The 13,020-nt window shown below is 39.9% G+C and carries 9 protein-coding genes and 1 tRNA gene; 3 read left to right on the forward strand and 7 right to left on the reverse strand.

Annotation, left to right across the window (positions count from 1 at the left end):
- Positions 1–526: 526 nt before the first annotated feature.
- From CK1_RS12240 to CK1_RS12265, 6 genes are all read right to left on the reverse strand, one after another.
- Positions 527–600: transfer RNA gene (locus tag CK1_RS12240), tRNA-Arg, on the reverse strand.
- Positions 601–702: 102 nt separating this feature from the next.
- Complete coding sequence (locus tag CK1_RS12245; protein WP_021650156.1) at positions 703–1,578, reverse strand: DUF3881 family protein; 876 nt, start codon at positions 1,576–1,578, stop codon at positions 703–705.
- A gap of 33 nt (positions 1,579–1,611) precedes the next feature.
- Complete coding sequence (serS, locus tag CK1_RS12250; RefSeq protein WP_015526534.1) at positions 1,612–2,907, reverse strand: serine--tRNA ligase; 1,296 nt, start codon at positions 2,905–2,907, stop codon at positions 1,612–1,614.
- A 44-nt stretch (positions 2,908–2,951) separates the two neighbouring features.
- Positions 2,952–3,473, reverse strand: coding sequence for a DUF4446 family protein (locus CK1_RS12255; RefSeq protein ID WP_015526535.1), 522 nt, complete (start codon positions 3,471–3,473; stop codon positions 2,952–2,954).
- An 8-nt stretch (positions 3,474–3,481) separates the two neighbouring features.
- Positions 3,482–4,414, reverse strand: a complete 933-nt coding sequence (locus CK1_RS12260) for a ParB/RepB/Spo0J family partition protein (protein ID WP_015526536.1) — start codon at positions 4,412–4,414, stop codon at positions 3,482–3,484.
- Positions 4,414–5,181, reverse strand: coding sequence for a ParA family protein (locus tag CK1_RS12265; RefSeq protein WP_015526537.1), 768 nt, complete (start codon positions 5,179–5,181; stop codon positions 4,414–4,416). The genes CK1_RS12260 and CK1_RS12265 overlap by 1 nt, the downstream gene beginning before the upstream one ends.
- A gap of 3,480 nt (positions 5,182–8,661) precedes the next feature.
- Between CK1_RS12265 and CK1_RS12270 the strand changes: the two genes are divergently transcribed.
- On the forward strand, positions 8,662–9,111 hold the full coding sequence (locus CK1_RS12270) for an SseB family protein (protein WP_015526539.1): 450 nt from the start codon (positions 8,662–8,664) through the stop codon (positions 9,109–9,111).
- Between the two features lie 765 nt (positions 9,112–9,876).
- The gene (locus CK1_RS12275; RefSeq protein WP_015526540.1) at positions 9,877–10,830 is read left to right on the forward strand and encodes an alpha/beta fold hydrolase; all 954 of its coding nucleotides are present in this window, start codon (positions 9,877–9,879) and stop codon (positions 10,828–10,830) included.
- A 246-nt stretch (positions 10,831–11,076) separates the two neighbouring features.
- On the opposite strand, the gene CK1_RS12280 is transcribed toward CK1_RS12275, so the two are convergent.
- Positions 11,077–11,667: a TetR-like C-terminal domain-containing protein gene (locus CK1_RS12280; protein ID WP_015526541.1), complete on the reverse strand. Its 591-nt coding sequence runs from the start codon at positions 11,665–11,667 to the stop codon at positions 11,077–11,079.
- Positions 11,668–12,249: 582 nt separating this feature from the next.
- Between CK1_RS12280 and CK1_RS12285 the strand changes: the two genes are divergently transcribed.
- Positions 12,250–13,020, forward strand: a 771-nt coding sequence (locus tag CK1_RS12285; protein WP_306288900.1) for a YhgE/Pip domain-containing protein, incomplete at its 3' end; no start/stop codon positions are given.

Genomic DNA, 13,020 nt, shown 5'->3' on the forward strand with positions numbered 1-13,020 from the left:
CTTTCACTTGAAACGGATGCTCTTTGAACGGTCGAAGACGCTCAATCTCAATTTCTATGATTCTTTCTTCGTTTTCTCCTGATTGTCTGTTTGGCTCAGTCATCTTGACTCCTTTCCTCCAGGATTCAGGATACTAAAAAATGCCTGCCTGGAACTTTTATAGATAGTAAAGTTCCAAACAGACATTGCTGTTTGACCATTAGCTGTAGCTAATAGAAGTGAATACTGTTTCAGCTAATTTATGTTTGCAGGTTTGGGAGAAATTGTTTCTTTTCCCGCCTTTTCTCTGATTTACATCCCCGAATAAGGGGTGACAACAGAGCGGAACCCAAATGTTAGCTAGACTTCCTAAAAACCATGTTTGCAAACCGGTAATTTTGATTAGCTGTCAGCTAACAAAAATCGGATTGCGTTAGCTGGAAATTGATCCTTTTGAATGGAATTTTGTGTCACGAACGTGTTTAGAAAATAACAAAAGCGTTCGTTGTCAGCTAATCCAGCTAACATTTTCGAACGCTTTGAAGCCCGTCCATAAGAGGATTTGAACCTCCGACCCCTCGCTTAGGAGGCGAGTGCTCTATCCAGCTGAGCTATATGGACATATATGGTTGTGAAACATTTCGAACACTTCCAAAAGTTTCACAACCATTATTTTACTATATTTATTTTGAAATTACAAGAATTAATTCTAAATTCGAAAACTTAATAGTGCAGCTGACCCTGCAGCCAGATTGTTCCTTTGAAGCGGCGTCCAACTGCCGGTTCACCGAGAAGATCTTTGCTGTTGATGCAGATATCAAACTGTATATCATTGCTCTCTATAGTCATCTGGCAGATTTCTTCACCTGTCAGGATATTCTTAAATTTCATGATATCCAGAATCTCACCAAGAACATTATACTGATCACATTCGATTCCATAAGGCATGAAATAAGAATCCACGATCGTGAGAACATCATCTGTAACAATTCTCTGGGAAATCATGGAGTAAGTATCCATATCCTCCATTGTAAGGCTCTCCATAGCTTCCTCATCACCATTACGCGCTGCTGCGATCAGATTAGTCCTGTTTTTGGAAAGCTCTCTCTCCACCTTTACCGCTTCCTTATCCTTCTGCAGCGGAAACAGGATCTTTCCCTCAGAAGCCAGACCGGAAACCGTCACCGGACGGTCCCCCGGGTCTTTCAGGCCTTTGTATTTCTCCTGCATATATTCTGCCAGATTCTGCAGATAAAAGATCATAGTCACGCCAATACGCAAATCATCACATGCTCCTGCATAAGATTCCTTATCTGTATGACGTTCAACAGTCACTTTTTCCTTGGATGTGATTCCTGTTCCCCTGAAAAATGGGAAATAATATTCCACGTGAAACTCACCGTTCTCATCGTACTGACCACAAACGCTGATTCCACAGTCACAGCCATAATTCTTGGAAAACTGTACAAATACGCCTTCCGGATGATTTTCCACGCAAACCTTTTCATCGTAGCTTGCGATCACATCACGGATGATCTCTTTTATTTCACTTCTTCTGGTAATCTGTGAAAAACCAACGGTCTTTAAATAACTGTGCACAAGAACACCTCCCTGAAAAAGCCTGCGTTTCTCTTACGCGCGTGTCTTTTTCTCAATCTTTGTCATACCGCCCATATATGGCTGCAGAGCTTTTGGAATGTTTACAGATCCATCTGCATTCAGGTTATTCTCCAGGAAAGCAATGAGCATTCTCGGAGGTGCTACTACTGTATTGTTTAATGTATGAGCAAGATATTTCTTGCCATCTTTGCCGTTTACACGGATTTTCAAACGACGTGCTTGTGCATCTCCAAGGTTGGAGCAGCTTCCTACCTCAAAGTATTTCTTCTGACGTGGAGACCATGCTTCAACATCGAGGGATTTTACCTTAAGATCAGCAAGGTCACCGGAGCAGCACTCAAGCGTACGAACCGGAATATCAAGAGAACGGAACAGATCTACTGTATTCTGCCACAGCTTGTCGAACCACATCTTACTCTCCTCTGGCTTGCAGACAACGATCATCTCCTGTTTCTCGAACTGATGGATACGGTAAACACCTCTCTCCTCAAGTCCATGAGCACCTTTCTCTTTACGGAAGCACGGAGAATAGCTTGTAAGTGTCTTCGGAAGCTCTTCCTCCGGGATGATCTGGTCAATGAATTTACCGATCATGGAATGCTCACTTGTTCCGATCAGGTAAAGATCCTCTCCCTCAATCTTGTACATCATAGCATCCATCTCCGCAAAGCTCATAACGCCTGTAACAACGTTGCTTCTGATCATGAAAGGCGGTACGCAGTAAGTAAATCCCCGGTTGATCATGAAATCTCTTGCATAGGAAATTACTGCGGAATGAAGGCGTGCGATATCACCCATCAGATAATAGAATCCGTTACCGGCAACACGTCTTGCGCTGTCAAGATCGATTCCATCAAAATTCTCCATGATATCTGTATGATACGGAACTTCAAAATCCGGAACAACCGGCTCACCAAATTTCTCAATCTCTACGTTCTGGCTGTCGTCTTTACCGATCGGTACAGAAGGATCGATGATGTTCGGGATCACCATCATATCTTTCAGAAGCTCTTCCTCAACCTCTTTCTCTCTCTGAGAAAGTTCCTCAATACGAGTTCCGGATGCAGCAACCTGTTTTTTAACCTCTTCTGCCTCTTCTCTTTTTCCCTGGCCCATAAGAGCACCGATCTGTTTGGAGATCTTGTTTCTCTCAGCACGGAGAGCCTCAACCTCCTGCTTGATCTCTCTGTTTTCTTTATCAAGTTCGAGAACCTTGTCAACCAGCTCCAGTTTGCTGTCCTGGAACTTATTGCGGATATTCTGCTTTACAACCTCCGGATTCTCTCTCACAAACTTAATGTCTAACATGATATTCCTCCTGTATTAAAAATATTCTTACTCTTTGCAGTTTTTTATTCCTTCTCAATCTCACCAAGGCCAAAGTTTACTGCTTTTCTCAAAGCTTCCACTTCTTCCTGACTAAGTACAACATAGGACTCACCTTTTACGATCTCCTTTAAATAAAGGAAACAGTTATCGCGGCTGTGAACCGCATTCAAGATCAGACCCGTATTGTTTTTATCAAGAAGCGCCAGTGCAAAGCTGAGTTTTCCACCTACATCATCAAATGCATCATACTTTTCAACGCCATATTTGCTGAACATTACATTCATATTTTTTTTGATAAAGCTGATGTCATGATCATGATCTTCCTTTGCTTCATACAGCCGGTCGATCTGTGCAAATTTTCTTACAAAAACTTTTTCCAGTGACTGTGCATCTCCGCCTCTCATAAACATCTTGTACTTCCGTTCCAAACGGCTGAGACGCATATTGCTACTCACCACATTGATCAGAAGAATGATGGTAAGGATCAGCAAAACAATGATCACAATCCCGGAATCAATTCCCATGCTTTCAAAAATCCCGCTCATTCTGCCTCCTATCTGATAGATTCGAACAGATCAATGATCCTCTCCAGTTCATCTCTGGAATAATATTCAATTTCAATTTTACCTTTGTTGTTCTTCTTTCGCTGAATGGATACCTTTGTTCCCATGATACCTTTCATTTTTTCTTCCAGGCTCTCATAAATGGCATCTTCTGCTGTGTTTTTCTCTGTTTTTACTTTTTTCGCAGGAGAAACCAGATTCTTTACAAGTTTTTCCGTCTCACGAACACTGAGTTTTTCATCAAAAACCTTCATGGCTGTTGTTTCCTGAAGAGCTTCATCAGAAATTCCCAGAAGTGCTCTCGCATGACCAGCTGAGATCATATCTGCAATTACCATTTCCTGAACTTTTGAAGAAAGCTTCAGAAGACGCATGGAATTAGTTACTGCAGTTCTGCTTTTGGCAACTCTGTCTGCGATTTCATCCTGTTTCAGGTGAAACTCTTCCATCAGACGTTTGTATGCCATCGCTTCCTCTATAGGATTCAGGTCTTCCCGCTGAATGTTTTCGATCAAGGAAATTTCTACGATTTCTTGGTCTGTAAACTCTTTTACAACAACAGGAACTTCCTTGAGTCCTGCCATCTTGGCAGCTCTCCAGCGGCGTTCGCCTGCAATGATCTCAAAATAATCCTTCTTATCGGATACCAACAACGGCTGAAGAACACCGTACTGTTTAATGGATTCCGAAAGTTCCAGCAGCGCATCCTCATCAAAATGTCTTCTGGGCTGATTCAGATTTGGTTCTACGCTGGAAATTTTCACAAGTCGTTCTGCGGCCGGATTATCTTTTTCAGTTGGTTTGTCTTTTTTTACAACTGCAGATCTTGTCTTTTTTGCAGGTTCCTTTGACGGACCGCCTGCTTTGTTCGGGATCAGTGCGTCAAGACCCTTTCCAAGGCCTCCTGTTCTTCTTCCAGCCATCACTCGTCCTCCCTGCCTATAACTTCTTCTGCCAGGAGGCGATAACTCTCTGCTCCTGTAGATCGTGAATCGTACAGATTGATCGGTTTTCCATAGCTTGGTGCCTCTGCAAGTCGTACATTTCTCGGTATGATCGTTTTGTATATATTCTGGTCCAGGTTTTCTTTTACATTTTCTACAACCTGAAGTGACAGATTTGTTCTGGCATCATACATAGTAAAGACCACGCCTTCGATCTTCAGTCTCTTATTCAATCGGTCTCTTACCAGTTCGATGGTATGTATCAACTGTGACAAACCTTCCAATGCATAATACTCACACTGAATCGGCACCAGAACGGAGGTTGCGGCTGTCAAAGCATTAATTGTAAGCATACTCAGTGACGGCGGACAATCCATGATTATGTAATCATATTTCCGGCGAAGTTTATCCGTGATCTTTTTCAGAATAAATTCTTTATCCTCAAGATCAACCAGTTCAATTTCTGCACCGGAAAGATTCATATTCGATGGTATCAGGTCAACATTATCTACAACGTTCTTTATAATGGTATCCTTGGTCTCTGCTTCTCCAAGCAGCAGCTCATAAAGGGTGTTTTCTACTGCATTCTTGTCTGCGCCAAGTCCACTGGTCGTATTTCCCTGCGGATCAATGTCGATGGCAAGAACCTTTTTCCCTTTTTCAGCAAGGCAGGCCGATAGATTGATGGCTGTCGTTGATTTTCCAACCCCGCCTTTCTGATTGGCAACTGCAATGATTCGTCCCATTGTACCCCTCCTTTTTATTTTTTTAAGGGATTTTTACTCATTGGATATCATTATAACACTTTTATTTTTAAACTGCCACATAATGTTTCACGTGAAACAATAGAAAATAGGTTTTGAATTATTTTATTTATTGTGTAGTATACCCAAACTCATTCCGGACTAAACAGAAGTTTGACAGTAACAGTACATCGATTATAAAGTCCATCAACTCCGCATAAACTTCCAGTTTTATTTGCTGTCAATCAGACTATATATTTTACGCCATCACGCCATAAAAACGTACCGAGAAATGAAGTTCCCATTTATAGATATTTTGCTGAAATTGTTCTGATTTATCGTAATCTCGAAAATAATTCGATTTTCTCGGTATAGATATATTATCTTTTATGGAACCTTGCACACTGCTACATAGGCATCGAAATTCCTTTCTTTTACAGCATTTATAGCATTTTCAAATTTTATCTGAACGCTAAAAACATTACTATTATTATCAAGCGAATAAAAGCATCTGTAAACGCATTCGCAGTTCTACACTGAATAACTGCTTCGCGATTTACCAAAAGGACTACAAACTACTCTTCCCTGATAAGAAGCAGTTCTTCAACCACTGCTTATCGTTTCTTGCAATTGAAGCCAAAAACAGTGGGACCTCCTGATTCGAGTCATACAAACAAAAGCATCCGCAGTTGCTACGCAGCTTTACACCGAATAACTGCTCCGCAGTTTATTAAAACTTGCTTGTACTCTTCCTGATATAAGCAAGTCACCAACCGCTGTTTATTGCTTCTTACACTTGAAGCAGGGGACCTCCTGACTCGATTAAAAACTATATCACGCTACCGTAAAGCGCATATGAGTTGTCGTTGTTGCGAAACATTTTTTAAGTCAAGCGGATAAAAACATCCTCTTCACTACTGCTCATAGTTTAATAAATGCTTCGCAGTTTATCAGAAGGAGACTGTACTTCTCCTGATACAAGCAAGTCCCCAACCACTGCTTATTGTAATTCACAATTGAAGCAGGTGAATTACTTGATTCGATTAAAATCTACATTAAACCTACCATAAATCACATAAGCACGAACTACAGCTGTTTTTTATTTCTGCAATTGTCAAAGATGGGGTTATAACTCTTTATTCTTAATCTGTCTTCGGATGTTTCACGTGAAACATCCGAAGATAGATTATCAAACCAATATTCATAATTGAAGCAAGTGACTTCCTCGATCCGGTTAAAAATGCCATCAACGAAATCGATCCAGGACACGGTTTGACTTGTAACTGCAAGGGTACTGAACAGTTACGAACACATTATAAAATCAATGAGAAATATCAAAAAATACTCCGATATATTCTCTCTGGCATTATCTGTATCACGAAAGCATGTAAAAAATACAAGAAACTCCATCCACAAAATAATGTGGCTGTTATCTTTATATTCCCCAAAAGCATCTATATATAGTAAATGGAAACTTCTTTTCCCGGAGTGTTTTTATAGCGTGAAATACATGTATCTCTCGTGAAAAAAATATAATATTATGAAACTGGAATTTTCGATTTTTGTTTATTTTATTATGTTTACGAAAGATTTGCGTATTTATTTCATTTTTCTTCCAATCCTGTTATATATTCGTTATGTACATGTTAACTAAAGGCTTTTTCAAGCATAGTTTCATTTTGTAATATCCAATATAAAATGTATCTGAATAAAGTTCCGGCATAGAACTGGCATAAAATAAATTTCACTTAATAGGCTTTTTCTTCTAAATCAAGCCGTAAAACACTTCCCTGTCTTCTCTTTATCCCAGTCATGCGGACAAAAATTTTTGCATTCAATCATAGTTTTACACAAAATAGCTATTTTACAGTTTATCAGGAAGAGCACAAGTATTTTCCCACCCACAGCTTATTGTTTTTTGTAATCGAAGCAGCTGCTTTCTTTTATTCGATCAATCAAAATTTTACATGTTTAAAGTAGGAACGGATCTATATTTTATCTTTTTGCCGCATGTGTGCAGGTGCACATTTTGCATTTTTAGACTTTTTTATATGTGTATACATATAAAGTACGTTTTATCGTACTTTTTATTTAAAGTACTATAATTTGTACTTTAATGCTTTTTTCATTCGTAAATATCCTATTATTTCTATTTATTTGCCAGTATTTTCTTTTATAAAGTCCTTTTTATCGTACTTAACATTTGTGTTATTGTCATTATCATAGTGTTCTCTTCACAGAAATAATCTCTTATTTCTCTTTATTTCATCCTTACTCTTATATCGTTCTTCTATAAAATCCCCCATATTTTCCGCCTTACCCTCCATTTTTCATATAAATACACATTTTTATTACATTCACTTAACTTGTTAATTCCCCATCCAGTTCACAAAAGCATCTGACCGAAATCATGGGGAATACTGATGACAGTATCTGGCAACTCACCTTCAAGTGTGCAAACATATCTATCCAATTTGGGATCAAACGAATAAAAATACCCGTATTCGCTACGCAGTTCTACACCCAATAGCTACTTTGCAATTTATCAGGACCTGCTTACAATGTACCCATAACAGTGGCCACATGAATTAGTGCAGTACCTTGTTTTTAGACATGCCCACTATTCTTTTCCCTGCTTCTAAACGCCGTTGCATTCTTCCTAATACACGCCACCCACTGCTTATTACTTATTACTTTTTCGTAATTGAAGCAGGGGACTTACTGTTAACTGGTAATATTATCCTCCGAGTTTTTTTGTGAGCAAAGACCACTGAAAGCCCTGGACATACCATGCAAATTTATGTGATTAGCATAATTTCTGTGCATCGCGAAGTGTATTACCAAGAACGGAGTGATCAGTAATCAGGAAACTGCTTGATTTAATTCAAGCAGATAAAAGCATCCGTTTCACTACTTGCTCATAACCGAATAAGTGCTTCGCAGTTTATCAGAAGGAGCCTGCACTTCTCCTGATGCAAGCAAGTTCCCCTGATTATTGCTTTTCGAAATCGAACCAGGGGACTTATTTGATTCAGTTAAAAATACTTCTTCTCTTGCCTCATTTTCCCCTGAAATGCTATAATCCATAAAGAAAGCATTCGCAAACTCCTTGCAGTTTGCGGCTAATACATTGTTTCGTAAATAACTATACTAATCGCGTGGGATGTGGATTCGAGTGTGCAGGTATAAAAATGCAGGCGTAGCTGGCTATGCTGAGACTTTTAGATCTGTGCAGTCGGATTCACCAACAAGTAATTGGTATAGTTATTTCGAAAACAATGTACTAGTACAGCGAAAATTAAGTTTCTGCTATATTGACGTAGGATGATTTTCTCATATGCAAGGCGAAGGAATGAGGCGTAGCGGTGGCTACGGCGATTGACGACAACGCAGCATATGAAAAATCAGACAAGTCAATATGGCGGTTACTTAATATTCGCTGTACTAGTCATTTATCATCTGATTGAAAGGAATATTTTATACATGAACACCACAAATAATCGCAACGATTTCTATAAAGAACAATTAGACAAGACTTTAAATGGCAATGAAAAGATCGAAACTGCCATTGCAGCACTCCAAAAAGAAGCAACCGAAGAAATGCTTGCTCATACTCTCACCGTAATCCGTCACAGAATGCAGGAGCAGGCACAGCTGATCATTGCTGTAGAACCTCCAAAAGGTGATGGAAAAATTTCTCTTCATGCGATCAAAACCAACGATGGAAAGCAATGGTGGGCTGCATTTACCAGCTTTGACGAAGAGTTAAAAGGCAGTGATAAGATCATGTCCTCATTTACCGCAGATATTGATAAGATTTTTGCTTCTGCATTGCAAGAGCCGTCTGTTGAGGGAGTAATTCTCAATCCATGGAACCGCACACTGATGCTGAACAAAACCCTTATCAACATCATCCTCGGTAATCCTGTATAGCATCAGCTCTGTCGGATAACAAGTCCAATGTTTCACGTGAAACACTTGGTATTTTACTGAAGTATAAAAGCATTCCAGCGGATAACAGCATCCGCTTCGCTACTTGCTCATAACCAAATAACTGCTTCGCCGTTTATCAGAAGGAGTTTTTCTTTCTCCTGATACAAGTAAGTCCCCACCCTCTGCTTATTGCTCTTCGCAATTAAAGCAAGGAACTTACTTGATTCGGTTCGAAATCTGATTTCTATGTATCATGAAGCATATTGGCTATGCTACTGTTCACTGATAATATTCCGTAAGTTTTTTATAAACGAAGGTCGCAGAAAGCCCGAGACCATACCGCACCAATTTATGCGATCAACATAAATTCTTTGCATTGCGAAGCGCGTTACTGAAAGCAGAATGAACAGCAACTTAGCGAGCGTTACTGTTCAACGATAAATTCCGTAAGTTTTTTTTGTGAACAAAGGCCGCAGAAAGCCCGAAGCCATACCGCACCAATTTATGCGATCAACATAAATTCTTTGCATTGCGAAGCGCGTTACTGAAAGCAGAACGAACAGCAACTTAGCAATCATCGCCAAGAACAGAATGGACAGTAGCGTCAGCATACAATAACAAGGTTAGGGTTCCCACAAAAGCATTGTAAATTTTTCGTTCCTGTCGTATAATAAAGCAAAGAAATATTCAGAAAAAATCAGATCAGATACCTGAATTACGTTACATCTGTCCTGATTATTTTTACGAATTCCAGGAGGCTTTTTAATGAAGAAAAATGGACACAGACTACTTACTCTTGCAGCTTTAGTCGGAACTGCCGCAGGTGTTATTCATATTGCTAACCGTTTCATAGATGCCACATCTCAGCTTAAAGATATGCTGGAACAGCCACACAGTAGAACCTATGACTGGCGTTTTGGAAAGATTTTTTATACAAAACAGGGACATGGCACCCCTATTCTTCTTATTCATGATATCATGCCAGGCGCTTCCGGTTATGAATGGAATGCCATAGAGAAGCAGCTCGCAACCGAACATACAGTTTACACCATTGATCTTCTTGGATGTGGACGTTCCGAAAAACCGGATATTACTTATACCAATTTTGTATTTGCTCAGTTACTCTGTGATTTTGCCAAGAATGTGATTCGTGAGGAAACCGATGTTATTGCCAGTGGTTTCTCAGGTTCTTTTGCGATCATGGCTTACCGTAACAATTCCGACCATTTCCGCAAGATCATGCTGGTCAATCCACCAAGCTTCAGTTCCCTGAAGCAGGCACCTTGCAAAGACAACAAGCTCTTTAAGTATTTTATCGAGCTTCCGATTTTCGGAACTCTGATCTATCATATGGTAGCTTCCCGCGAATCCATCAGCAGTCTGTTTATGGAAAAGCTGTTCTACAATCCCTTCCATGTAACAGATACACTGGTAGACACCTATTATGAATCCGCTCACAAGGGTGGTTCCAACGCCAAATATCTGTATTCCAGCTACATTGGCAAATACCTGAATATCAGCATTAATAATGCCGTAGAATCTTCCGATGCATGCATCTATATTATTTCCGGAGAAAAAGAAGCTTCCGCTTCTCTTATCGCAGAGGAATACCAGAAGCTGAATTCTTCCATTGAAACCGCTGTGATCCCGGAAACCAGACATCTTCCTCATCTGGAAGATCCGGAACATTTCCTGGAACAGGTAGCTATTTTCCTGTAAAAACAACTTATGATCCGGCATCAAAATTTATCTATAGTAATTTTGGAAATCAACGTATCAAAAGAACATTGTTCATGTTCGGAGCCGTTGAGCTTCATGCAGTAATTTGTGGAAATGCTATAAACCAACAAAAAGCCAATAAAAAAGAGTACTGTTTCACGTGAAACATGAGTTTTCCCTCAAACAAACGTGAAACAATACTCTTTATTTTTTACCAGACTCACAGCATGCATCCGGACATTTCTCTTATCTAAGTGCCTGCTCCAGATACATGTGTGTTGTATTATCGATCAGCTTATGTGTCAGCTCTGCCATATGCTGTGTACTCTCCTGATTCTCAGAAGACAGCCATGTCTTGATCATTCCCACGCATCCATTCAGACAAAACGCATACGCATACTCAATATCACGGTTGTCTTTCGGCAGACGAATTGACAAGCGATGCAGCACTGTATCTGCGATCAGTTTTTCTATACGATTCACAAAAGCCATATCTCCATTCTTTCCAAGAAGTGCGATACAAATATCCTTATTATGATCCAGGATCGTAAATATCTGCTCAATAAAAGGATACGAGCTCTCCTTATTATTAAGAGGATCCAGAGGATAGTCTGCCACCAGATGCGTGATTTCCTCCATCAATTCAGCCTCAATGGATTCCAGCATCTGATAGATATCTGTATAGTGAAGATAAAATGTGGAGCGGTTGATATCAACTTCTTCCACCAGTTCCTTTACCGTAATCTCCTTAATGCTCTTCTTCTGCATAAGACGGGCAAGCCCCGCTCGCAACTGTGCCTTGGTCTTACGTACTCTTCTGTCAACTTTTTCCGCCATCTTAATTCCCCCTGCAATTCAAAAAAGCAAGCACGTTTCCTCCGCCTCAATCACCTGTCACTTACGATACTCTGCAACTGTCATACAATGCATAATGCATCCTTCAAACGAATAAAAGCATTCGCTTTCTCTACGCCGATCTGCATGATACCAGATATCTGCTGTTGTTAAGAATTGACAAGATCAAAATTGTTAACGACGCCGACCTACACGATACCAGATATCTGCTGCATATTTGTGTTGAAACATAGGAACCCTGTCTGCATTTAATATTACCAACTGCACATAAATTCAAAGGAAATAACGTACTTTTTGTCTATTATGCAGTTTTTTATTTGTAATAGACACTTCCATTATTTCCGTCTATTAATATACATTCAGTAAAGATTTAATGGTTGTATCTGTGGTATGTGTTTAGTATAATACATCACGTAAAGAAAATCAACACTTTGTTTGATAATGGAATATAAAGCTATTAATAGATTTTAATATGATTAATAGATCTCGTCGCCATTACTGGAATAAAGTTTGATTAATCAACTATGTTTGATAATACAATTTAATAAGAAAGGGATAGGTAATATGATCAAAAACGAATGGAAAAGCTTACTTCGTAACAAGCTCATGCTTATCGTCGTAATCGCCATTATCGTAATCCCGATCATCTATGCAGGTCTGTTTCTGAAATCCATGTGGGATCCTTACGGAAACGTAGACAGCCTGCCAGTGGCCGTGGTAAACGAAGACAAACCTGTCGAGTATAATGGCAAGACCTTAAGCATAGGTAAGGACATGACGGATGAGCTGAAAGACAACGACTCAATGGCATTTAACATTGTAGACAGCAAGACAGCAGAGGACGGTCTGGCCAATGGAACCTATTACATGGTTATCAAAATTCCGGAAAATTTCTCCGCAAACGCAGCCACTGTAATGGACAACGAGCCAAAGCAAATGGAGCTATCCTATGAGACAAACCCTGGAACCAACTATATCGCCTCCAAGCTCAGTGAAACAGCAATGCTGAAGCTTCGTGATAACATTGCTTCCAAGGTTACGGAAACCTATACAGAAACCGTTTTTGATTCTATCTCAGAAGCAGGTGACGGAATGCAGGAAGCTGCAGACGGATCCGGAAAGATCGAAGACGGACTGAATACAGCAGCTGATGGTAACAAAACAATTACCAAAAACCTTAAGAAGCTTTCCACCAGTACTCTTACTTTCGTAAGCGGTGCTGACAGTCTCACCGAAGGTCTTAAGACCTACACCGATGGTGTTGCAAAGGTTAACGATGGTGCAAAGAGCCTGGACGATGGTGCAGATCAGCTGAACAGCGGCGTTGCAACCCTC

Source organism: Ruminococcus sp. SR1/5, assembly GCF_000209835.1.
GTDB classification, from domain to species: Bacteria; Bacillota; Clostridia; order Lachnospirales; family Lachnospiraceae; genus Blautia_A; species Blautia_A fusiformis.